The sequence below is a fragment of the Albidovulum sp. genome, from assembly GCF_008933605.1.
Classification (GTDB): Bacteria; Pseudomonadota; Alphaproteobacteria; order Rhodobacterales; family Rhodobacteraceae; genus Albidovulum.
Map to the genome: position 1 here is coordinate 1 of NZ_WBUS01000029.1, position 22,415 is coordinate 22,415.

General features: G+C 67.9%; 23 protein-coding genes. 12 read left to right on the top strand and 11 right to left on the bottom strand.

Features of this window, described 5'->3' with window-relative positions; genetic code table 11:
- Nucleotides 1–914, top strand: a 914-nt coding sequence (locus tag F9K34_RS06150) for a peptidoglycan -binding protein (protein WP_291336032.1), incomplete at its 5' end; no start/stop codon positions are given.
- A gap of 135 nt (nt 915–1,049) precedes the next feature.
- A complete protein-coding gene (locus F9K34_RS06155) occupies nt 1,050–1,436 on the top strand; it encodes a RidA family protein (protein ID WP_291336033.1) in 387 nt (128 codons plus the stop codon).
- 57 nt (nt 1,437–1,493) lie between these two features.
- On the opposite strand, the gene clpA is transcribed toward F9K34_RS06155, so the two are convergent.
- Both clpA and gloB read right to left on the bottom strand, forming a co-directional pair.
- Nucleotides 1,494–3,815 (bottom strand): ATP-dependent Clp protease ATP-binding subunit ClpA, encoded by a 2,322-nt coding sequence (clpA, locus tag F9K34_RS06160; RefSeq protein WP_291336034.1) that lies wholly within the window; start codon nt 3,813–3,815, stop codon nt 1,494–1,496.
- 266 nt (nt 3,816–4,081) lie between these two features.
- The gene (gloB, locus tag F9K34_RS06165; protein ID WP_291336035.1) at nt 4,082–4,849 is read right to left on the bottom strand and encodes a hydroxyacylglutathione hydrolase; all 768 of its coding nucleotides are present in this window, start codon (nt 4,847–4,849) and stop codon (nt 4,082–4,084) included.
- Nucleotides 4,850–4,912: 63 nt separating this feature from the next.
- Between gloB and F9K34_RS06170 the strand changes: the two genes are divergently transcribed.
- From F9K34_RS06170 to F9K34_RS06195, 6 genes are all read left to right on the top strand, one after another.
- A complete protein-coding gene (locus F9K34_RS06170) occupies nt 4,913–5,659 on the top strand; it encodes a class I SAM-dependent methyltransferase (protein WP_291336036.1) in 747 nt (248 codons plus the stop codon).
- A 282-nt stretch (nt 5,660–5,941) separates the two neighbouring features.
- Complete coding sequence (locus tag F9K34_RS06175; protein ID WP_291336037.1) at nt 5,942–6,502, top strand: F0F1 ATP synthase subunit delta; 561 nt, start codon at nt 5,942–5,944, stop codon at nt 6,500–6,502.
- On the top strand, nt 6,502–8,040 hold the full coding sequence (gene atpA, locus F9K34_RS06180) for a F0F1 ATP synthase subunit alpha (protein ID WP_291336038.1): 1,539 nt from the start codon (nt 6,502–6,504) through the stop codon (nt 8,038–8,040). Before F9K34_RS06175 ends, atpA begins: the two co-directional genes overlap by 1 nt.
- A 21-nt stretch (nt 8,041–8,061) precedes the next feature.
- Entirely contained in the window at nt 8,062–8,934 is an 873-nt protein-coding gene (locus tag F9K34_RS06185; RefSeq protein ID WP_291336039.1) for a F0F1 ATP synthase subunit gamma, read from the top strand.
- Nucleotides 8,935–8,953: 19 nt separating this feature from the next.
- On the top strand, nt 8,954–10,396 hold the full coding sequence (gene atpD, locus F9K34_RS06190; protein ID WP_291336040.1) for a F0F1 ATP synthase subunit beta: 1,443 nt from the start codon (nt 8,954–8,956) through the stop codon (nt 10,394–10,396).
- Between the two features lie 9 nt (nt 10,397–10,405).
- Complete coding sequence (locus F9K34_RS06195) at nt 10,406–10,822, top strand: F0F1 ATP synthase subunit epsilon (RefSeq protein WP_291336041.1); 417 nt, start codon at nt 10,406–10,408, stop codon at nt 10,820–10,822.
- A gap of 63 nt (nt 10,823–10,885) precedes the next feature.
- Here F9K34_RS06195 and F9K34_RS06200 read toward each other — a convergent pair whose 3' ends face one another.
- On the bottom strand, nt 10,886–12,229 hold the full coding sequence (locus F9K34_RS06200) for a hypothetical protein (RefSeq protein ID WP_291336042.1): 1,344 nt from the start codon (nt 12,227–12,229) through the stop codon (nt 10,886–10,888).
- 261 nt (nt 12,230–12,490) lie between these two features.
- Here F9K34_RS06200 and F9K34_RS06205 point away from each other — a divergent pair, with 261 nt between their 5' ends.
- Complete coding sequence (locus tag F9K34_RS06205) at nt 12,491–12,841, top strand: H-type lectin domain-containing protein (RefSeq protein WP_291336043.1); 351 nt, start codon at nt 12,491–12,493, stop codon at nt 12,839–12,841.
- Between the two features lie 39 nt (nt 12,842–12,880).
- Here F9K34_RS06205 and F9K34_RS06210 read toward each other — a convergent pair whose 3' ends face one another.
- On the bottom strand, nt 12,881–13,696 hold the full coding sequence (locus tag F9K34_RS06210) for a class I SAM-dependent methyltransferase (protein WP_291336044.1): 816 nt from the start codon (nt 13,694–13,696) through the stop codon (nt 12,881–12,883).
- A 191-nt stretch (nt 13,697–13,887) separates the two neighbouring features.
- Here F9K34_RS06210 and F9K34_RS06215 point away from each other — a divergent pair, with 191 nt between their 5' ends.
- Nucleotides 13,888–14,847 (top strand): AraC family transcriptional regulator, encoded by a 960-nt coding sequence (locus F9K34_RS06215; RefSeq protein ID WP_291336045.1) that lies wholly within the window; start codon nt 13,888–13,890, stop codon nt 14,845–14,847.
- A 9-nt stretch (nt 14,848–14,856) separates the two neighbouring features.
- Here F9K34_RS06215 and F9K34_RS06220 read toward each other — a convergent pair whose 3' ends face one another.
- Entirely contained in the window at nt 14,857–15,876 is a 1,020-nt protein-coding gene (locus F9K34_RS06220; protein WP_291336046.1) for a ribose-phosphate pyrophosphokinase, read from the bottom strand.
- A 107-nt stretch (nt 15,877–15,983) separates the two neighbouring features.
- Here F9K34_RS06220 and F9K34_RS06225 point away from each other — a divergent pair, with 107 nt between their 5' ends.
- Both F9K34_RS06225 and F9K34_RS06230 read left to right on the top strand, forming a co-directional pair.
- Complete coding sequence (locus F9K34_RS06225) at nt 15,984–16,583, top strand: 2-hydroxychromene-2-carboxylate isomerase (protein WP_291336047.1); 600 nt, start codon at nt 15,984–15,986, stop codon at nt 16,581–16,583.
- Nucleotides 16,583–17,383, top strand: a complete 801-nt coding sequence (locus tag F9K34_RS06230; RefSeq protein ID WP_291336048.1) for an alpha/beta fold hydrolase — start codon at nt 16,583–16,585, stop codon at nt 17,381–17,383. Before F9K34_RS06225 ends, F9K34_RS06230 begins: the two co-directional genes overlap by 1 nt.
- Here the strand turns inward: F9K34_RS06230 and F9K34_RS06235 are convergent.
- The 6 genes from F9K34_RS06235 to F9K34_RS06260 all read right to left on the bottom strand — a co-directional run bounded on the left by F9K34_RS06235 (nt 17,364) and on the right by F9K34_RS06260 (nt 22,344).
- Nucleotides 17,364–18,422, bottom strand: a complete 1,059-nt coding sequence (locus tag F9K34_RS06235; RefSeq protein ID WP_291336049.1) for a threonine aldolase family protein — start codon at nt 18,420–18,422, stop codon at nt 17,364–17,366. The genes F9K34_RS06230 and F9K34_RS06235 overlap by 20 nt on opposite strands.
- Nucleotides 18,422–18,886, bottom strand: coding sequence for a YcgN family cysteine cluster protein (locus tag F9K34_RS06240; RefSeq protein ID WP_291336050.1), 465 nt, complete (start codon nt 18,884–18,886; stop codon nt 18,422–18,424). The genes F9K34_RS06235 and F9K34_RS06240 overlap by 1 nt, the downstream gene beginning before the upstream one ends.
- A 41-nt stretch (nt 18,887–18,927) precedes the next feature.
- Nucleotides 18,928–19,854 (bottom strand): bifunctional riboflavin kinase/FAD synthetase, encoded by a 927-nt coding sequence (locus F9K34_RS06245; RefSeq protein ID WP_291336051.1) that lies wholly within the window; start codon nt 19,852–19,854, stop codon nt 18,928–18,930.
- A gap of 46 nt (nt 19,855–19,900) precedes the next feature.
- A complete protein-coding gene (locus tag F9K34_RS06250; RefSeq protein WP_291336061.1) occupies nt 19,901–20,344 on the bottom strand; it encodes a MaoC family dehydratase in 444 nt (147 codons plus the stop codon).
- Nucleotides 20,345–20,483: 139 nt separating this feature from the next.
- Nucleotides 20,484–21,365 carry a TIGR01459 family HAD-type hydrolase gene (locus F9K34_RS06255; RefSeq protein WP_291336052.1) on the bottom strand — a complete coding sequence of 294 codons (882 nt, stop codon included), beginning with the start codon at nt 21,363–21,365 and terminating at the stop codon, nt 20,484–20,486.
- A gap of 61 nt (nt 21,366–21,426) precedes the next feature.
- Entirely contained in the window at nt 21,427–22,344 is a 918-nt protein-coding gene (locus tag F9K34_RS06260) for a manganese-dependent inorganic pyrophosphatase (protein WP_291336053.1), read from the bottom strand.
- Nucleotides 22,345–22,415: the final 71 nt, after the last annotated feature.

The following is a 22,415-nucleotide window of genomic DNA, read 5'->3' on the forward strand; positions in this document are numbered from 1 at the left end:
GGGCCGCGGCCGAGGCGGCGCGGACGGCGACCGACGCCCACCGCAAGGCGATCGAGGAGGAACTCGCCGCCGCGCTCGCGGCCAGGCTCGTGGCCGAGGCGCGATCCGAGCAGGTGCTGGGCGAGGCGGAGCGGCAGCGCGCCCTGCTCGCCACGGCGGATGCCCGGCTGGCGGAGGAACAGGCGGCCTCGGCCGAGGCGGCGCGGAAGGTGACGCTTCTGAACGAACAGGTCGCGGCCCTGCGCGGCCAGCTCGGCGCGCTGCAGGAATTGCTCGACGCCTCGGCCGCGAAGGACGCCGAGGCGAAGGTGCAGATCGAGTCGCTCGGCAGCCAGCTCAACTCCGCCCTTGCCCGCGTCGCGGCCGAGGAGAAGCGCCGCGCGGCGCTGGAGGAGGCGGAGCGGATCCGCCTCGAAGCCGAGGCCAAGGCGCTGAAGGAAGAGACGAAGGAGCTTGCCCGCTACCGGTCGGAGTTCTTCGGCAGGCTGTCCGAGGTGCTGGCGGGGCGCGAGGGCGTGCGGGTCGTCGGCGACCGGTTCGTCTTTTCGTCCGAGGTGCTGTTCCAGCCGGGCTCGGCCACGCTGTCGCCCGAGGGCCAGAGCCAGATCGCCGGGGTGGCCGAAACGCTCCAGGAGGTGGCCGCCGTGATCCCACCCGAAATCGACTGGATCATCCGGGTGGACGGCCATACCGACAACGTGCCCCTCTCAGGTTCCGGCCAGTACCGCGACAACTGGGAGCTTTCGCAGGCCCGCGCGCTGTCGGTCGTGCGTTTCCTGCAGGACGACCTCGGCTTCCCGCCGGAACGGATGGCTGCGACTGGCTTCGGCGAATACCGCCCCGTCGCCGACGCCGACACGCCCGAGGCACGGGCACAGAACCGGCGGATCGAGCTCAAGCTGACAGAGCGGTAGGCGCAGCCCCTGCGGTGCCGATCGGGGCGCCCGACAAGCCCGCGAACGGCGGGCCGGATCATGCTAGAGTGTCGTGACGATCCCCGGCGGCGGCGATCACCTCCAGTCGTGGCGCGGGACCGTCGGGGGACAGTCATGGCCAGGAAACATATCGTCACCGTCGACGGCGTGCCGCCGTCGCCCTCGCCCATCAGCAACGCCGTGGTCGTCGGCAACCAGTGCTGGATCAGCGGCCAGCTCTCGGTTGGACCGGATGGCAAATATGCCCCGGGAACGGCGCGCGAGGAAGCGGCGCGCGCGTTCGCGCATGTCTTCCGCATCGCCGAGGCGGCGGGGTTCGCCTCGTCCGACATCGTCTATGTCGACATTGCCTTCATCGACCTTGCCGACGTGTCCGATGTGAACGGGCTTTACGCGGAACTCTTCCTGGAAGGGCGGAGGCCGGCCCGCACCATATACCAGGCGGCGGCGCTTCCCTTCGGCGGGCGTGTCAAGGTCCAGGCAGTGGCGGCCCGGGAATGACGAAAGGGCGCAGTCCCAACTGCGCCCTTCCGGCTTTCCGGGTCAGATCCGGTTGTCTCAGTCCGCCGTCAGCAGCGGCGGCTTGGAGCCGGTGAGCCGCGGCTTCTGCGGCTCCTCGACGTCGAGCACGATGCCGTCGTCCTTGAGGCGCACCCGCACCAGTCCGCCCTTGGTCAGCTTGCCGAAGAGCAGCTCCTCCGCGAGCGGCTTCTTGATGTGCTCCTGGATCACGCGGCCGAGGGGGCGGGCGCCCATCTTGTCGTCGTAACCCTTTTCCGCCAGCCAGTTGGCCGCTTCGGGCGAAAGCTCGATATGGACATGGCGGTCCATCAGCTGCGCCTCAAGCTGGAGGACGAACTTGTCCACCACCTGGAGGATGACCTCGCGCGAGAGCGGCGCGAAGGAGATGACCGCGTCCAGACGGTTGCGGAACTCCGGCGTGAAGATCCGTTCGATCGCGGCGGTATCCTCGCCCTCGCGCCGTTCGCGGCCGAAGCCGAAGGCCGCTTTGGCCATGTCGGCGGCGCCGGCGTTCGTCGTCATGATGAGGATCACATTGCGGAAATCGACCTGCCGGCCATTGTGGTCGGTCAGCTTGCCGTGGTCCATCACCTGCAGGAGGATGTTGTAGACGTCCGGGTGCGCCTTTTCGATTTCATCCAGCAGCAGCACGCAGTGCGGGTGCTGGTCGACGCCATCGGTCAGCATGCCGCCCTGGTCGAAGCCGACATAGCCGGGGGGGGCGCCGATCAGACGCGATACCGCGTGCTTCTCCATGTATTCCGACATGTCGAAGCGCAAAAGCTCCACCCCGAGACTGTCGGCGAGTTGCTTGGCGACCTCGGTCTTGCCGACGCCGGTTGGCCCGGCGAACAGATAGTTGCCGATCGGTTTTTCCGGCTCGCGGAGGCCGGCGCGGGCCAGCTTGATCGCCGAGGACAGCGCCTCGATCGCCTTGTCCTGGCCGAAGACGACGCGCTTGAGCGTCCTCTCCAGGTCCTTCAGCACCTCGGCATCGTCCTTGGAGACGTTCTTCGGCGGGATGCGCGCGATCTTGGCGACGACCGCCTCGATCTCCTTCGGGCCGATGGTCTTGCGGCGCTTGGATTCCGCCACGAGATGCTGCGCCGCGCCCGCCTCGTCGATCACGTCGATCGCCTTGTCCGGGAGCTTCCGGTCATGGATGTAGCGCGCCGACAGTTCCACCGCCGACTTGATCGCGTCGCGGGTGTAGTGCAGGTCGTGGTGCTTCTCGAAATAGGGCTTGAGACCCATCAGGATCTTCACCGTGTCCTCGACGGTCGGCTCGTTGACGTCGATCTTCTGGAACCGGCGGCTGAGCGCGCGGTCCTTCTCGAAGTGCTGGCGGAACTCCTTGTAGGTGGTTGAGCCCATGCAGCGGAGCTTGCCGCCCTGCAGCGCGGGCTTCAGGAGGTTGGAGGCATCCATCGCCCCGCCACTGGTCGCGCCCGCGCCGATGACGGTGTGGATTTCGTCGATGAAGAGGATCGCGTCGGGGTGGTCTTCCAGTTCCTTGACCACGGCCTTCAGCCGTTCCTCGAAGTCGCCGCGGTAGCGCGTGCCGGCGAGGAGCGCGCCCATGTCGAGCGAGAAGATCGTGGCGCCCTTCAGGATGTCGGGCGTCTCTCGCCGCACGATCTTCAGCGCCAGGCCCTCGGCGATGGCGGTCTTGCCGACGCCGGGGTCGCCCACGAGGAGCGGGTTGTTCTTGCGCCGGCGGCAGAGCACCTGGATGCAGCGTTCGATCTCGGCCTCGCGGCCGATCAGCGGGTCGATGTCGCCCTTCTTCGATTTCTGGTTGAGATCGACGCAGTACTTGGCGAGCGCGCTTTCCTTTGCCTCGCCCTGCGCCTCGGTCGTGCCGCGCTCTTCCTGCTCCTGCGCGCCGGTCACGGGCCGGCTTTCGCCGAAGGACGGGTCCTTGGCGACGCCATGGGCGATGAAGTTGACCGCGTCGTAGCGGGTCATGTCCTGTTCCTGCAGGAAATAGGCCGCGTTCGACTCGCGCTCGGCGAAGATCGCGACAAGCACGTTGGCGCCCGTGACCTCGGTCCGGCCCGAAGACTGGACATGGATGGCGGCGCGCTGGATCACGCGCTGAAAGGCGGCCGTCGGCACGGCCTCCGACCCCTCGACGTCGGTGACGAGGGTGGCCAGGTCGTCGTCGATGAAGTCGGCGAGCGTCTTCTTGAGGTCGTCGATGTCCACCGAACACGCGCGCATGACCTTGGCCGCGTCAGGTTCGTCCGTGAGGGCCAGGAGGAGGTGTTCGAGCGTGGCCAGTTCGTGACGCCGGGCATTGGCGAGCGCCAGCGCGGCGTGGATTGCCTGTTCGAGCGTGTGCGAAAATGACGGCACTTTCGTGCTCCTTTCCTGTCGGCAGGTCGGGCACGAGGCCCGAGGCCTACCATCGCCTCATACCCTTAAACTTCGGTGGAAATCGGGCATCTTCAAGTGTTTTCTGGCGCATTTCGGCCAAGGCTTCGCCTTTGGCACAAAATGTGATCGCGACGACTGCCGGGGTGAGGATGATTGAAACCAGACGGAGACCGGACTGTCGCCGCCACGGAGCGAAAGATGGAGTGCGCCCCGCCGTCCGTCAAGGCCCGGCCCTGAAGCCCGGATCAGAACCGGTCCTTGGCGCCCCGGATCGCGGCGAAGACCTCGGCGTCCGGCGCAGCCTCCATTGCAATCGCCCGCTTCACCTCGGCACGGCCGGCGCGCAGGAAGGGATTGGTCGCAAGCTCGTCGGACAGCCGCGAGGGGACGGTGGGCCGGCCCTCGGCCCGCGCCGCTGCGACCGCCGCCGCGCGGGCCTGTAGCGCGGGGTTTTCGGGTTCCACGGTAAGCGCGAAGCGGGCATTCGACTGGGTGTATTCGTGGCCCGAGCAGACGAGCGTGTCGGGCGGCAGGGCCGCGAGCTTCGACAGGCTCTGCCACATCTGCGGCATCGTCCCCTCGAACACCCGGCCGCAGCCGAGCGCCATCAGGCTGTCGCCGGTGAAGACGAGGCGGGAGGCCGGGAAGTGATAGGCGACGTGGCCGACGGTGTGGCCCGGCACGTCGATCACCTTGCCTTCGTCCATCCCGATGCGGATAGTGTCCCCGTCGCGGAGGGCTTCGTCAAGGCGGGGCAGGCGGTGGGCGTCGGCGGCGGCGCCGATCACCCGCGCGCCGGTCGCGGCGGCGAGCGCCTTGAGCCCGGCGATGTGGTCGTCGTGATGATGGGTGATGAGGATGTGGCTCGCCTTCCAGTCCCGCGCGGCGAGCGCGTTCAGGATCGGCGCGGCCTCGGGCACATCGACGACCGCCGTGGCCCCGGTCGCCGCGTCATGAGCCAGGAAGGCGTAGTTGTCCTTCAGGCAGGGGACGGTGACGAGTTCGAGCGGCATGGCAATTCGCGTCCGTTTCCGTATGCTGACGACCGACTTTTGCCGAAGGACGGCGCTCGCGCAATGCATCTCGACGTTCTCGACCTGCGGAACTTCTACTATCGCACGCCGCTTGGCCGCGTGGCGCAGAAGGCAATCCGCGACAAGGTCATCGCGCTCTGGCCGCCCGCGAAGGGTGAAACGGTCGCGGGCTTCGGTTTCGCGGTGCCCTTGCTGCGGCCCTATCTCGCCGATGCGCGGCGCGTCATCGGGCTCATGCCCGGGCCGCAGGGGGTGATGCCCTGGCCTGCCGGCATGGCCAACGTGTCGGTCCTCTGCGAGGAGACGCAGTGGCCGATCGAGACCGGGATGGTGGACCGGCTCATCGTCCTCCACGGGCTTGAGACCTCGGACAGCCCGGCGGCACTTCTCGACGAATGCTGGCGCGTGCTCGGCCCCGGCGGGCGCGCGCTCTTCATCGTGCCGAACCGCTCGGGCCTCTGGTCGCGGTCGGACCGGACGCCCTTCGGCTTCGGCCGGCCCTATTCGATGAGCCAGCTCGACGCCCAGCTTCGCCGCCACTCCTTTGCCGCCGAACGCCAGCTCACGGCGCTCTTCGTGCCGCCCTCGTCGCGGCGCTTCTGGCTCAGGACCGCGTCGGCGTGGGAGCGCTTCGGCCACCGCGTCTCCTCGGTCCTCGCGGGGGGCGTGCTGATGCTCGAGGTCTCGAAACACGTCCATGCGCCGCAGCGCCCGGGCCTCGCGGCGGCGGTCCGCAAACCGCTGCGCGTGCTCGAGGCGCTGCCCAAACCGACGGCCGAGCCCGCGTGAATCGCGGTGCCGCGCGGGGGATTCTTGCAACAGCAGGAAATGTTATCGCCCAAACTTCCCGCGGGCCGGATGCGACTCTCCGGCGCGGCGCGGAGAAGCCCCTGAAAACGCAGAAAATCCGTCCGCGCAATAGTTTCACCAAGGCGGTTGCGAGGCATTGTCCGCTCTGCTACACCCGCGCCGACCTCGGACGAGCGCCCTTGCGCACGCCACGGGTGCCCTCTGACCAGACCGCAAGATCGGGACCGGGGGCTTGGGGACAGAACAATCGGAAGGGTCGACGTGTCCGAACCAGCTTCGATTTCCGCAGGGATTGCCGGGCGCTATGCCACGGCCGTTTTCGAACTCGCGAAAGAGGCGAAGGGCCTTTCCGGTCTCGAGGCCGACGTGGCGGCACTGGGCCAGGCGCTGAAGGACAGCGCCGACCTTCGCGGGGTGATCGCCTCGCCGGTCTTTTCGCGCGAGGACCAAGCGCGCGCCATGGCCGCTCTCGCCGCCAGGATGGGCCTCACGCCCACCGTCGCCAACACGCTCGCGCTGATGGCCGCGAACCGCCGGCTCTTCGTCCTGCCGCAGCTTCTGGTCGCGCTCGGCGACATGATCGCCGAGGAGAAGGGCGAAGTCACCGCCGAGGTCACGGTCGCGGCCGAACTGACGAAGGCGCAGGCCGAAAAGCTCGCCGCCTCGCTCAAGAAGACCGTCGGCAAGACCGTCAAGCTCAACACCACCGTCGATGAAAGCCTCATCGGCGGACTAATCGTCAAGGTCGGCTCGAAGATGATCGACACCTCGATCCGCTCGAAGCTCGCCTCGTTGCAGAATGTCATGAAAGAGGTCGGATAATGGGAATCCAGGCAGCCGAGATCTCTGCGATCCTCAAGGAGCAGATCAAGAACTTCGGTCAGGAAGCGCAGGTGGCCGAGGTGGGCCGCGTGCTGTCGGTCGGCGACGGCATCGCCCGCGTCCACGGGCTCGACAACGTCCAGGCCGGCGAGATGGTCGAGTTCCCCGGCGGCATCCGCGGGATGGCGCTGAACCTCGAAGTCGACAACGTCGGCATCGTGATCTTCGGTTCCGACCAGGACATCAAGGAAGGCGACACGGTCAAGCGCACCAAGTCCATCGTGGACGTGCCGGTGGGCGACGAGCTTCTCGGCCGCGTGGTCGACGGCCTCGGCAACCCGATCGACGGCAAGGGTCCGATCAACGCCAAGAAGCGCGCCGTCGCTGACGTGAAGGCCCCCGGCATCATCCCGCGGAAGTCGGTGCACGAGCCGATGGCAACCGGCCTCAAGTCGGTTGACGCCATGATCCCGATCGGCCGCGGCCAGCGCGAGCTGATCATCGGCGACCGCCAGACCGGCAAGACCGCGCTCGCGCTCGACACCATCCTGAACCAGAAGTCCTACAACGAGGCCGCCGGCGCGGACGAGAGCAAGAAGCTCTACTGTATCTACGTCGCCGTGGGCCAGAAGCGCTCGACCGTCGCCCAGCTGGTGAAGAAGCTCGAGGAGACCGGCGCGCTCGCCTATTCCATCGTCGTGGCCGCGACCGCGTCCGACCCGGCGCCGATGCAGTTCCTGGCGCCCTATTCGGCGACCGCGATGGGCGAATATTTCCGCGACAATGGCCGCCACGCGCTGATGATCTACGACGACCTCTCCAAGCAGGCCGTGGCCTACCGCCAGATGTCGCTGCTGCTCCGTCGTCCGCCGGGGCGCGAAGCCTATCCGGGTGACGTGTTCTACCTGCACAGCCGCCTCCTGGAGCGGTCGGCGAAGCTGAACAAGGACAACGGCGCGGGGTCGCTGACGGCGCTGCCGATCATCGAGACGCAGGCTGGCGACGTGTCGGCCTACATCCCGACCAACGTGATCTCGATCACCGACGGCCAGATCTTCCTCGAGACCGAGCTGTTCTACCAGGGCGTCCGTCCGGCCGTGAACACCGGTCTATCGGTGTCGCGCGTCGGCTCTTCGGCCCAGACCAACGCGATGAAGTCGGTCGCCGGCCCGGTGAAGCTCGAGCTTGCGCAGTACCGCGAGATGGCGGCCTTCGCGCAGTTCGGTTCCGACCTCGACGCGGCGACGCAGCGGCTCCTGAACCGCGGCGCGCGCCTCACGGAGCTGATGAAGCAGCCGCAGTATTCGCCGCTGACCAACGCCGAGATCGTCTGCGTCATCTTCGCCGGCACCAAGGGCTTCCTCGACAACATCGCCGTGAAGGACGTCGGCCGGTTCGAGGCGGGGCTTCTCAAGCACCTGCGCACGAACCGCAAGGACATCCTCGACTGGCTCACCAAGGACGACCCCAAGATCAAGGGCGAGGCCGAGGACAAGCTCAGGGCTGCGATCGCGGAATTCGCCAAGACCTTCGCGTAAGCGGGGGGAGGGGACAGGGATATGCCCAGCCTTAAGGACCTGAAGAACAGGATCGCCAGCGTCAAGTCGACGCGGAAGATCACCAAGGCCATGCAGATGGTCGCGGCGGCCAAGCTTCGCCGCGCCCAGGAGGCTGCCGAGGCCGCCCGCCCCTATGCGGAGCGGATGAACGCGGTCATGGCCGGTCTTGCCGCCTCGGTCGGCGGGTCCGACAGCGCGCCCCGGCTTCTCGCCGGGACGGGCGCGGACCAGACCCACCTTCTGGTGGTCATGACGGCCGAGCGCGGCCTCTGCGGCGGCTTCAACTCCACCATCGTGCGGCTTGCGCGGGCCCGGGCGGCCGAGCTTCTCAGGCAGGGCAAGACGGTGAAGATCCTGACCGTCGGCAAGAAGGGCCGCGAGCAGCTCAAGCGCGACTTCGCCAAGCATTTCGTCGGCCACGTCGATCTCTCCGAGGTGAAGAAGATGGGCTACGACGTGGCCCAGGGCATCGCACGCGATCTCATCAGGCGCTTCGACGCGGGCGAGTTCGACGTCGCGACGATCTTCTTCAACCGCTTCCAGTCCGTGATCAGCCAGGTCCCGACTGCGAGCCAGATCATCCCGGCGAAGTTCGAGGGCGGGGCTGACGGCGCCTCGGCGCTCTATGACTACGAGCCCTCGGAGGAAGGCATCCTCGCCGATCTCCTGCCGCGCGGCGTGGCCACCCAGGTCTTCACGGCGCTCCTGGAAAACGGCGCGTCCGAACAGGGCGCGCGGATGAGCGCGATGGACAACGCGACGCGCAACGCGGGCGACATGATCGACAGGCTGACGATCGTCTACAACCGCTCGCGCCAGGCCGCGATCACCAAGGAACTGATCGAAATCATTTCGGGCGCCGAGGCGCTCTGACGAAACCGGAGAAACCAAGATGGCAAAAGCACCGAAAGCAGCTGCCGCGACCGGCAAGGTGACCCAGGTCATCGGCGCCGTCGTGGACGTGCAGTTCGACGATCACCTTCCGGCGATTCTGAACGCGCTCGAAACCCTGAACAACGGCAAGCGTCTGGTTCTGGAAGTTGCCCAGCACCTCGGCGAGAATACCGTGCGGACCATCGCCATGGACGCGACCGAGGGCCTCGTCCGCGGCGAGAAGGTGACCGACACCGGCGGCCCGATCACCGTGCCCGTCGGCAACGCGACGCTCGGCCGCATCCTCAACGTCATCGGCGAGCCGGTGGACGAGAAGGGCCCCGTGGCGAAGAAAGAGGCGCGCGCAATCCACCAGCCGGCCCCGACCTTCGCCGAACAGGCGACCTCGTCGGAAATCCTCGTCACCGGCATCAAGGTCATCGACCTGCTTGCCCCCTATTCCAAGGGCGGCAAGATCGGCCTCTTCGGCGGCGCTGGCGTGGGCAAGACGGTTCTCATCATGGAACTGATCAACAACATCGCCAAGGTGCACTCGGGCTTCTCGGTCTTTGCCGGCGTCGGTGAGCGGACCCGGGAGGGCAACGACCTCTACCACGAGATGATCGAATCCGGCGTCATCAAGCCGGACGACCTCGAGAAGTCCCAGGTGGCCCTCGTCTACGGCCAGATGAACGAGCCGCCGGGGGCGCGTGCCCGCGTCGCGCTGACCGGCCTGACGCTCGCCGAACAGTTCCGCGACCAGTCGGGGACCGACGTTCTCTTCTTCGTCGACAACATCTTCCGCTTCACCCAGGCGGGTTCGGAAGTGTCGGCGCTCCTCGGCCGCATCCCTTCGGCCGTGGGCTACCAGCCGACGCTCGCCACCGACATGGGCGCGCTGCAGGAACGCATCACCTCGACGAAGGCGGGCTCGATCACGAGCGTCCAGGCCATCTACGTTCCGGCCGACGACCTCACCGACCCGGCGCCGGCGACCTCGTTTGCGCACCTCGACGCCACCACGGTTCTCAGCCGCGCCATCTCGGAGCTTGGCATCTACCCGGCCGTGGACCCGCTCGACTCCACCTCGCGCATCCTCGACCCGTCGGTCGTGGGCGAGGAGCACTATCAGGTCGCCCGTGACGTGCAGGGCATCCTCCAGCGCTACAAGTCGCTGCAGGACATCATCGCCATCCTCGGCATGGACGAGCTTTCGGAAGAGGACAAGCTGACCGTGGCCCGTGCCCGGAAGATCCAGCGCTTCCTTTCGCAGCCCTTCGACGTGGCCAAGGTCTTCACCGGTTCGGACGGCGTGCAGGTGCCGCTCGAAAAGACCATCTCCTCCTTCAAGGCGGTGGTCGCGGGCGAATACGACCATCTGCCGGAAGCCGCCTTCTACATGGTTGGCGACATCGAGGAAGTGAAAGCCAAGGCGCAGCGTCTGGCCGCGGAAGCGGCGTAAGGGGGCGAGATGGCCGATACGATGCAGTTCGACCTCGTCAGCCCGGAACGGCGGCTTGCCTCCGTCCAGGCGCGCGAGGTCCGCATTCCGGGCGCCGACGGAGACCTGACGGCAATGCCTGGCCATGCGCCGCTGATCACCACGCTGCGTCCCGGCATCCTGAGGATCGTCAAAGCCGACGGTGCGAGCGACGACTACGCCGTCACCGGCGGCTTCGCCGAGATCTCCGCCGCGGGCACGACCCTTCTGGCCGAGGAGGCGCTGCATGTCTCCGAGGTGACGCCGGCGATCGTCAAGGGCTTCGTCGCCCGCGCCGAGGAAAGCCTGCGCGCCGCGAAGGAAGCGGGGCACCAGGATCTCGTGGACGATGCCGCGAAGCTTCTGGCCGACATGGTGGCCATGGGCGACCACATCGGGATCTCGTAGGGCACGGTCCTTTCGGGAACGGCAAAGCGGCCCCCGCGGGGGCCGCTTTCGTTTTCAGGCCCGTCAGACCTCGGGCTCGGCCTCGCCCACCGGGCAGCAGCGATACTCCTGGCTCTTCTCCAGAAGCGCGATCTGCTTGGCCAGAAGCTGGTTCTCCAGGTCCTTGCGCACCAGGTCGAGGGCGATCGACTTCTGCCGGTTCTCCTCGCAGGTATTGCAGCGGTCGAGGCAGCCCTTCACCACGATGCCCTGTGTCGGCAGGCAGTAGGTGCGTTCGAAGTTCAGTTCGGCCGCGAGCCGCGCGCCGACCTCGTCGGAACCGGCCTTGGCGAGGATCCCCTCCTTCACCAGATCGTCGTCGATCTGCTTCAGCACCTTGTCCTGCACGGCCGGCGGCACGGGCTGCACGTTCGTCGCCAGCCGGAAGGGCGTGGCGACGGCGGTCAGCCCGGCGAGCCCACCGAACCCGCCCGCGAGCCCGATGGAGCCCACGCCGCTGACGATGTTCGCGCGCTGCGCCGCCGCTGCCGTACGGCCCGCGGCCTCCACCTCTACCCGCGCGGTCTTCGTCGCCAGCACGCCGTTCGGCAGCACCTTGATGCCCGTGGCCGGCCGCACCGGCCGTGCCTCCACCGCGCTCGATGCGGCGGCGTCCACGACACGGCGCAGCACGGACACGATGCGGAAGCGCAGCGTCTGCTTCTTGACGAGCTGATAGGCGAAGTAGGTCACCGCGTGGCACTGGTTCTTGTTCTCGAAGGTCCGGGTCGACGCCTCATAGGCACTCTCGCTTTCGCCCTCGGCGTGGCTCCGGCTCTGCACCTCGCCCATCTGGACCGAATTGGCCGCCCGCGTCGCCTGCACCGAGCGGTCATGCGAACTGCGTGCATGGCTCGACAACTGGCGCAGGAACGAGGAGGTGGACCGCGAGTTGAAATCGCCCTCCACGTTGACGCTGCCGCCGCCGGCGAAGCCGATGGAGGCATAGGACCCGTCGACATCCGTCTCGAAGTCGGAATGCGACGACGACGAGGCCGAGCCGCTGTCGGTCACGGTCAGGTCGGACATGTAGCGGTCCATCGACCGCATGTAGTAGGTCTCCTCCGACGACTGCTCGTGCCGGTAGCTCACCTCGGACTCCGCGTCGTAGGTGAAGCGGTTGTTGCGGGTCGAGGTGTAGAGCCGGACCTTCTCGCCGGGCAGGAGGGTCGTCGAATAGACCACGTCGCCCAGCGAAAGCGGTCCCGGGCAGCGTTCGAGCTCGGCCACGATCACGACCTCCACCGGCACGTCGAGCTGACGGTTGGTAAGCCGGTAGGAGACGCGCAGGCTCTCGCAGCAGGGCTCGCGGGTAATCTCGGGACAGCAGGGCAGATCGTTGATCGAGATCAGATCACCATCTGGCATTTCTTCATCCTCCTCGAAATGGAATTGCTGAAAACACCCACCCCTCCGCAGCGAATCCGGGCGAAATGGACCGGACCACGCACTGCGAAAGAGACTTCACTATACTCCAACTCGCGCATTGATTGTATTCCGGTATTCCATCCCGGCGAAACTTGGCCGGCCGCTACCGCGCAGGGACCGATCGGTGATCGGCGGCGGCGTAGAATGGCCTTTGGGAATAAGGACTTCTGCGCTTAGATGGCGCGAAGGACAGGAGGCGTGATGCGGCGAATGGCGAGCCATCTCATCGGCGTGGACCGCGGATCGGTCATGCTGTTCTCGGATTATCAGGACGGCGGCGCGATGTGGACGGGCGATGGCCCGCGGGAACTCAGGCGCGTGGTGGAATTCGCCGAGCCGTTCCGGTCGCCACCTGTCGTTCAGGTCTACATCTCGATGTGGGACATGGACCGGCGCACCAACCAGCGCGCCGACATCTCGGCCGAAATGGTGAATTCCGAGGGCTTCGTCATCGTCTTCCGCACCTGGGCCGACACGCGGGTCGCGCGCATCCGTGCCGACTGGCTGGCGATCGGCGAGCTTTCGGCCGAGGACGACTGGAACGTCGGATAGGGGACCGCGCCCGCCGGGTGAGGACGGGCGCGGCAAGGATCACGCTTTGGCGATGACCACCTCGGCATAGTCGCTCGGGACGATCAGGGTGCCCGCCCCGCCACGGTTCATCCGGTCGAGAAGCGCGAGGATGTCGGCCGCCAGCGCGGCGTGCCCCTCCGCATCGAGGGCCGCGAAGGCGCGGTTCGTCGGCCCGTACCAGGTCTGGAAGACCTCCAGCCAGTGCTCGGGCGAGCGGTAGCGGAACAGGAACTGCCGCGGCGTGACGGTGACGCGGTGGCCGGGGAAAAGCTCCTTCAGCCGGGCCTCCGTGCCCCAGAGGGACGGCGGCTTCACGCCGGCGGGCGACGCCACGTGCCGGCCGATCACCTTGAAGAGCTGGCCGATGAAGCCCTCGGGCGTCCAGTTGGCAAGGCCGATGCGGCCGCCGCGCTTCAGCACCCGCGTCATCTCGCGCGCGGCGGTCTCCTGATCGGGCGTGAACATGACGCCGAAGGAGGACAGGACGACATCGAAGCTCGCGTCCGGGAAGGGCAGGGCCTCGGCATCGGCCTCGCGGAACTCCACCTCCGCGCCTTCCGCCGCGGCGCGCGCGCGGCCCCGGTCGAGAAGCGAAGCCACGTAGTCGGTCGAGGTCACGCGGCCGAAGCGGCGGGCTGCGGCGAGTGTCGCGTTGCCGTTGCCGGCGGCAACGTCGAGTACCGTTTCGCCCGCGCGCAGGTCCACCGCCTCGCAGAGACTCTCGCCGACGATCTGGAGCATCGTGCCGATCACGGAATAGTCGCCGGCTGCCCAGGTGGCCTTCTGGCGGGCCTTGATCGCGGCATAGTCGGGTTTGGCAAGTTCAACATTCATGGTCTCAAAGTCCTTTCGGGGTTGCTGCGGCCCCCCTCCTGCCGGGTTGACAGGGCAGGGCCTCCGGGTCGAAATTCCCAGGCGACAGGCGCAGCCGGCCGCGTGAAGGGTGTTAGCGCCTGAACCCCGCGGCCGGGAATGATCGCGCCGCCGGATCACCTGACCGTTCGTCCAGCAGGGGGAGACCGCCCATGTCCGACCCGATGTCGGATGTCCTTCGCTCCGTCCGGCTTTCCGGCGGCGTCTTTCTCGACGTCCGGCTCAGCGAGCCCTTCTGCCTCATCTCGGAACTGACGGCGGCCGATTGCCGGCCGCTGCTCGACGAACCGGTGCAGCTCGTGTTCTACCACGTGGTGCTGAAGGGGCGGGCGACGGTGATCCTGCCGGGGGAGGAACCGGTGGAGGTCGGCGCCGGCGAGGTCGCCATCCTGCCCCACAACGATACCCATACCGTCACGAGCGCGCCGGGCCTCAAGCCCACGATCGCCCGCAGCCTCGTCCAGCCCGCGCCGGACGGCGGGCTCGCGCGGATCGTCTATGGCGGCGGCGGCGCCGAGACGCACATGTTCTGCGGATTTCTCGGCAGCACCGAGCGGCGCAACCCCGTGCTCGCCATGCTGCCGCGGCTGGTGACGCTCGACCTCCGGTCGGCGGCCGCGCGGGAGTGGATCGAAAGCTCCGTCCGCTTCGCCGCCGCCGAGCTCGCCGAGGGCCGGCTTGCGTCATCGGGCGTGATGTCGCGGCTCTCGGAAGTGCTTCTGGTGGAAGCGGTGCGGCAGTTCGCGGCTGATGCCGGCCCGGCGGGGCCCGGGTGGCTCAGGGGGCTGGCCGATCCCCAGATCGGGCGTGCGCTGGCGGCAATCCACCGCGAGCCCGCATCGGCCTGGACGGCCGAGGCGCTGGCGGGGATCGCCGGTCTCTCGCGCAGCGCCTTCGCCGACCGTTTCGCCGGACTGGTGGGAGAACCGCCGATCCGCTACGTCACGCAATGGCGGCTGCACCTTGCCCGGCAGCGCTTGCGCGAGGGCCATTCGGGCATCGCGCGGATCGCCCACGAGGTCGGCTACGACTCCGAGGAAGCCTTCAGCCGCGCGTTCAAGCGCGAAACCGGCCTCTCGCCCGCGCGCTGGCGCCAGGGTGCGGGGGGCTGAACCGCGCGATCAGCCGCGCGAATACATGCCCTCGTAGATCGGTCCCAGCGTGTCGGCGTCGAAGAGCGACGAGACCGATGTGCCCGACCAGATGTTCATGATCGCCTGGGCGAACATGGGAGCGGTCGGCACGATGCGGATGTTCTTGGCCTTCTTCACCGGCTCCGTGGGCGCGATCGAATCGGTGATGACGAGGCTTTTCATCACTGAATTGGTGATCCGCTCGACCGCGGGGCTGGAGAGGACGCCATGGGTGATGTAGGAATGGACCTCCTTCGCACCGGCGGCCATCAGCACTTCGGCAGCCTTGCAGAGCGTGCCGGCCGTGTCGCAGATGTCGTCCACGATGACGCAGATCTGTCCCGCGACATCGCCGATCACCGTCATTTCGGCCACTTCGCCCGCCTTCACCCGGCGCTTGTCGACGATGGCGAGGCCCGAGCCGATGCGCTGCGCCAGTTCGCGCGCGCGGGCCACGCCGCCGACATCGGGCGAGACCACGGTCAGCTTGTCGAGCTTGCCCTTGAAATGATGTTCCACGTCCAGCGCGAAGATCGGCGCGGCATAGAGGTTGTCGACCGGAATGTCGAAGAAGCCCTGGATCTGCGCCGCGTGCAGGTCGAGTGTCAGCACCCGGTCCACGCCCGCCTCGGTGATCAGATTGGCGACGAGCTTGGCCGAGATCGGGGTGCGCGCCTTGGCGCGGCGGTCCTGGCGGGCATAGCCGAAATAGGGGATGACCGCGGTGATCCGGCTGGCCGACGAGCGTTTCAGCGCATCGGTCATGATCAGCAGTTCCATCAGGTTGTCGTTCGCCGGGTTCGAGGTGGACTGGATGATGTACATGTCCTCGCCGCGGACGTTCTCGAACACCTCGACGAAGATTTCCTGGTCGTTGAACCGCTCCACCCGCGCATCGACGAGGCCGACGCTCATCCCCCGGTGCATCGACATGCGCCGCGCGATGGCCTGGGCGAGCGGCCGGTTGGAATTGCCGGAGATGAGTTTCGGTTCGATCATGGAAGCCATGGGCGCGGGTCCTCGGGCAGGCTTGGGACGACGGATTCGTAACGTTGCACCCCGCTTAGCACCGGGCTAGCCTGCCGGCAAACCGAAGCCGCAGATCGGGGGACCGCGTGGCGCGCATCGACTATTTCTTCTCGCTCCTGTCGCCCTTCACCTACCTCGCCGGGATGCGGCTCGAGGAGATCGCGGCGCGGCACGGAGCCGAGGTCGCCTACCGGCCCTTCGACATCCTCGCGCTCTCCGACCGGCTCGGCAGCCCGCGCCCCGCCGACCGGCCGCAGGGACGGAAGGACTACCGGCTGCAGGACCTGAGGCGGATCGCGCACAGGCAGGGCATGAAGATCAACCTGCAACCGATGTTCTGGCCTGCCAATCCGGCGCCCGCCTCCTACGCGGTGATCGCGGCCGGGAAGGCCGGCGGCGGCGACATGGGCGCGCTCGTGCACTCGATCCTCCGCGCCTCCTGGGCCGAGGAGAAGGACATCGCCGACGACGCGGTGATCAACGATTGCCTGAAGGCCGCGGGCTTCGACCCGAGCCTCAGCTTCACCGGGTTGCTCTCGGGCGCGGAGGCCTATGCGGCGAACCTGGAAGAGGCCCATGCCCGCGGCGTCTTCGGCTCGCCCTTCTACATCACCGACGCCGACGAGCGGTTCTGGGGGCAGGACCGGCTGGAGGATCTCGACCTTCTCCTCGCCGGCAAGCTCTGATGCCGCTGGAGGAGCGGGCGGGCCATCCGACCTTCTGGCAGGTGTTCGGAACCGGCGACCGGCCAGCCCTCGCCATCCACTGTTCGCTTGCCAGTTCCAACGCCTGGGCGGGCGTGGCGGACCGGCTCGCGGACCGGTTGAGCCTGACGGCCTTCGACCTGCCGGGGCACGGAAGGTCGGCGGACTGGCCGGGCGACGGCGATTTCCTGACCCTCGCCGTCCGGATCGCCGCAAGCTTCATCGAGCGGCCCCTCGACCTCGTCGGCCATTCCTTCGGCGCGGTCGCGGCGCTCAGGCTCGCGATTGCCGCCCCCGAGGCGATCCGGACCCTGACGCTGGTCGAGCCGGTCCTCTTCGCCGCGGCGCGGGGCAGCGGCACCTGGGCGGAGATCTGCGGGATGATGGACCGCTACCGCGCGGCGCTTTCGGCGGGCGATCGGGAGCGGGCGGCGGCAATCTTCACCGGCGTCTGGGGGTCTGGCGTCCCGTGGGGCGACTTGCCCGCCGGGGAACGTGCCGCCATCACCCGGCGGATCCACCTGGTCGAGGCCGGAACGCCCGCGCTCTTCGAGGATTCGGGGCGCATCCTTGCCGACGATGCGCTCGAAAGCTTGGAAATGCCTGTGCTCCTGATCCGCGGCGACCGGTCACCCGCCATCATCGGGGCCATCGCCGAGGCCATCGCCGCGCGTCTGCCCGACGTCGGGGTGGCCACGGTGCCGGGTGCGGCGCACATGCTGCCGATCACCCATCCGGCAGAGACGGCCGGGCTGATCGGCGTCAACCTCGACCGCGGATGAGCGCGAGAAGCCCGTCCACGTCCGCCTCGGTCGTTGACCATGAGGCCACCATGCGGCAGCTCAGCCGTTCCTCGCCCGAGCCTTCCAGCGGCTGGTCGAAGGGCCAGAGATAATAGGCCGCCCCGCCGTCCATCGCGCGGCGATGCCCGGCGCGGGGGAAACTCGCAAAGACGGCGTTTGCCTCGTTGGGGTGGACAAGCTCGGCGCCCGGGATCGTGAGGATGCCCGCCGAGAGCCGCGCGGCGGCGGCGTTGGCCTGACGCGCGAGGCGAAGCCAAAGCCCGTCGCGGAGATAGGCCGCCATCTGCGCGGAGAGATAGCGGTGCTTGGAAAAGAGGTGTCCGCCGCGCTTGCGGCGCAGTTCAAATTCCCAGGCGCGGCCCGGGTCGAAGATCACCACCGCCTCCACCCCCATGCAGCCGTTCTTGGTCCCGCCGAACGACAGGACATCCACGCCCGCGCGCCATGTCAGGTCGGCGGGGCTCGCGTTCGCGGCCACGACAGCGTTGGCAAAGCGCGCGCCGTCGAGGTGGACCGGCAGGCCGAACTCCTTCGCCACGGCGGCCAGCGCGGCCGTCTCGGCGGCTGTGTAGACGGTTCCGTGCTCGGTCGCGTTGGTGATCGTGACCATGCCGCGCTGGACGTTGTGGACGCCACTGCGCCCGGTGAAGGCAATGGCCCTTCGCAACGTGTCCGGCGTCATCTTCGCGTGCTCGCCTTCCACCAGCACGAGCTTCGAGCCGCCGGTGTAGAACTCCGGCGCACCGCATTCGTCCTCCTCGACATGGGCGTTGCGGTGACAGAAGACCGCGCCCCAGGGCTCCGTGAGGATGGCGAGCGAGAGGGCGTTGGCGGCTGTGCCGGTGGCAACGAGATAGACCGCGGCCTCCGGCGCCTCGAAGACCTCGCGGATGCGGGCGCGAACCTCGTCCATCGCCGGATCCTTGCCGTAGGGCATGGCATAGCCCTCGTTCGCGGCGGCGAGTGCCGCCATGATCTCGGGCGCTGCGGCAGAGGTGTTGTCGGAGGCGAAGTTCATTACGGGTCCTCGATGATGTGGTCTTCCCAGTCCTCTTCCGGGACTTCGAATTCCGGCACGACCCAGCCGCGGACGGACTGGCCGGCGGCATGGACGCTTTCCGCATCGCCGGTCACGAGCGGGTGCCAGTCGGGCAGGGGTCTGCCCTCGAAGCGCAGCCGGTAGGCGCAGGTGGAGGGCATCCAATAGGCGACCTCGGCAATGCTCTTCGGCGTCAGCACGACGCATTCGGGGACGAAGCGCTTGCGGTTCTCGTACTGGCCGCAGCGGCAGCTCTCGGTGTCGAGCAGCCGGCAGGACACGTTGGTGAAGGCGATCTCCCCGGTGTCGGCATCCTCGAGCTTGTTCAGGCAGCACTTGCCGCAGCCGTCGCAGAGCGCCTCCCACTCCGCCGGCGTCAGCTGGCGGAGCGGCAGGTTCCAGAACCCGGGCCGGAGCCCGCCGCGTGGAGGATGGTGCTTCATGGGCGCCGACATTGCCCCCCCGGTGGGCGAAAGGGAAGGGGTCAGAGTGCTGCGAGGATGCGGCGCGCCCGCGCGCAATCCGCATCCATCTGCGCGACGAGTGCCGCGAGGCCGTCGAAGGTCATCTCGGGCCGGAGATACTCGACCAGTGCGACCGAAAGATGTTCGCCGTAAAGGCGTCCGGTGAAGTCGAGGAGATGGGTTTCAAGTGTCGGGTGCGGCACCTCGAACATCGGGCGGATGCCGAGGCTCGCAGCGCCGTCGTAGGTCCCGGCGTGGGGTCCGGTCAGCACGTCGACCTTCACCGCGTAGATGCCGAGCTTGGGCAGGTGCAGCCCGTCGAGCGCCATGTTCGCCGTCGGATAGCCGAGATCGCGGCCGCGCTTGTCGCCATCGCGCACCGGCCCCTCGATCCGGTGCCAGTGGCCAAGCATCCGCGCCGCATCGCGCGGGCGACCCTCGCTCAGCGCCTGGCGAATCGCGGTGGAGGAGATTTCGGCGCCTTCCGCCGCGACCAGATCGGCGATGGTGACGCCGAAGCCGAGCCGCGCGCCTTCGCGGCGGAGCGTCTCGACCGTGCCCTTACGGCCCTTGCCGAAGCAGAAATCGGCGCCGACGGTCACATGGCGCACGCCGAGCCCGGCCACGAGCACCTCGGCCACGAAGGCCTCGGCCTCCATCCCGGCAAGCGCCGCGTCGAACGGCAGTTCGTAGATCTCCGCCACGCCGAGCTTCTCCAGCCGGTGCGTGCGCGCCTCTGCGTTCATCAGGCGGAAGGCGGGGGCCGCGGGGGCGAAGAACTCGCGCGGATGCGGTTCGAAGGTGACGATGCCCAGGGGGGCGGCGGCCTCCGCGGCCAGCGCGATCACCCGCTGGTGGCCGAGGTGGACGCCGTCGAAGTTGCCCATCGCCACGGACGCCCCGCGGTGCGCCGGCGCGATCCCGGTCCAGTGGTGGTGAATGCGCATCGGCCCCCGTCCGTCGGATAGCGTCGGGCGGGAGCGCCCGCCTCGGTCAGTCGAACTTGCGACTTGGCGCGAGCACTAGCGCCTCGCCCTTCAGCACGACCGTATCGCCCACCGCGCAGTGGGTTTCAAGGGTGACCCGCCGCCGCGCGTGGTCGATGGCGGTGACGCGGACCTCGGCGTGGACGGTGTCGCCGGGGCGCACCGGCGCCATGAACTTCAGCGTCTGGCCAAGGTAGACGGTGCCGTGGCCCGGAAGCTGTTCGCCGATCACGGCCGAGATGAGGCCGGCGGTCAGCATCCCGTGGGCGATGCGGCCCTCGAAGATCGTGTCGCGGGCGTAGTCGTCGTCGAGGTGGACCGGGTTGCGGTCGGTCGAGATCTCGGCGAACATCTCGATGTCGCGGTCGGTGATGGTCTTCTGGAGGTAGCGGGTCATCCCGATCTCCAGGTCCTCGATGCAGATCGTCCCGCGCGGCTGGTTGTCGAGCATCATCGCGATTCCCGGCTGGTCATGTTGCGCTGCAGCATAGCTTGGCCGAGGCGTACGCGCAATGTCTGTGGGTAATTTATTGACCCAAAGTATGTTCTCAATGAAACATTGTTGCGCCTAGGTCATAATGTTGCGCCGGTCAGCGCAACCGGCCGATGGCCAGAGTGGGCGTGATCTCCTGCGCGGAGAGCCAGTCGGCGAGGCGCGCGGGGTCGGGGGAATCGATCTCAGGCCCGAATTCCTCGGCGGCAAGGCCGCCGGTCACGAAGAGCGTGTCGGTGCCTTCCGCGAGCCCGCCCAGAATGTCGGTGCGGATGCCGTCGCCCACCGCAAGCACGCGCGACGGTTCGACCTCGCCCCATGCGGCGGCAAGCCTGCGGCGGGCGAGTTCGTAGATCGGCGCGTGCGGCTTGCCGAAGTAGAGGCTCGTTCCCCCCATCTCGTCGTAGAGCGCGGCGAGCGCCCCGGCGCAGTAGATGCGCTTGTCGCCGAAATCGACGACGATGTCGGGATTGGTGCAGAGGAGCTTCATCGCCTTCGCCTTGGCGTAGAGGAGGGTCGCGCGATAGTCCTCGGGCGTCTCGGTCAGTTCGTCGAAGGGCCCGGTGCAGACGATCCCCTCGGCCTCCTCAAGGGGCACCCGGGCGATCGCCGGCGCATCGGCGAACTCGGCGGGGATGTCGGTGAAGAACCCCGCGTCCTTCTCCGGCCCGAGGTGATAGACGCTGCGCCCGACGAGGCCCGCGAACATCCCCGCCTGCGCCGCGTCGCCGGAGGACACGACCATGTCCCAGGCGTCGCGCGGCACCCCCATGCGGTCGAGCTGTGCCGCGACGAAGCGGTTGGGCCGCGGCGCATTGGTCATGAGGACGACGCGGCCGCCCTGCGCGCGGAACCCCTGCAGCGCCGCGACGGCGTCCGGGAAGGGGGTGCGGCCGTTGTGGAGGCACCCCCAGAGATCGCAGTAAAGCGCGTCATAGGCCGCCTGAACCTCGGCCAGCGATGAAATGATCCGGGTCATGGAGCCTCGCGGGACATGGGACGGGCGCCCGAAGGCGCCCGGTTGCGCGATCGCGGCGTGGTCAGAGCTTCAGCGCCGGGATGATCTGCTTTTTCCGGCTCATGATGCCCGGCAGGACAACCGTGTCGCCGCTGACGGCTGCGCCGAAGGAGGCTTCCGCCATGCGCTTCACGAGGTCGTTCGGGACCAGAAGCGTCGCCTCTTCCTTCAGGATGTCGACCACGAAGAGAAGGACCTGGTCGGCGCCGTCTTCCGCCGCGACCGTCTCCATCGACCTCATGAGGCTCGCCTTGCGGTCGAGGATCATCTTGGGCGACGTCGTCTCGAGCACGGAGACGCGCAGTTCCTTGCCGGCGACGCTGTATTCCTTGGAATCCATCCTCAGGAGTTCCGCGTCGGAGAAGGCCGAGACGTCGGACTTCGCCGCGAAGAGCTCGGCCGCGTAGTCGGGGATCGAGATGCCGAGTTCGCCGGCGAGGCCTTCGGCCACCTCGCGGTCATGCGCCGTCGTGGTGGGCGAGCGGAACTCGAGCGTGTCCGAGAGGATGCACGACAACATCGCACATTTGATCGCCTCGGGCATCCTCGCGGTGTCGTCGCCCATGAGGTCGTGCATGATCGTCGCGGTGCAGGCGAGCGGCCGCACGGTGATGTCGATCGGCCCCTTCGTCTTCAGCCCGCCGGCCAGAAGGTGATGGTCGATGATCTGGATCACGTTCGCCTCGTTGATCGAGGCGGGAAGTTCGGCCGGGTTGTTGGTGTCGACGATGACGACGTCCTCGCCCGCCGCCACGTCGGCGATGATCTCGGGCTTCGTCAGCCCCCAGCGCTTCAGGACGAAGGCCGCTTCGGTATTCGGCTCGCCGAGAAGCACGGGCTTCGCGGGTGTGCCCTTCACCTCGGTCAGATACCAGGCCCATATGATGGGCGAGCCGGTGGAATCGGTGTCGGGCGACTTGTGGCCGAAGACTTTGATCATGGGCGTCATCCGTGGAACGTGGCAGGTCGCGCGCCTTATAGGCGCTGCAGCATGGCTTGTCACGGGGCGCC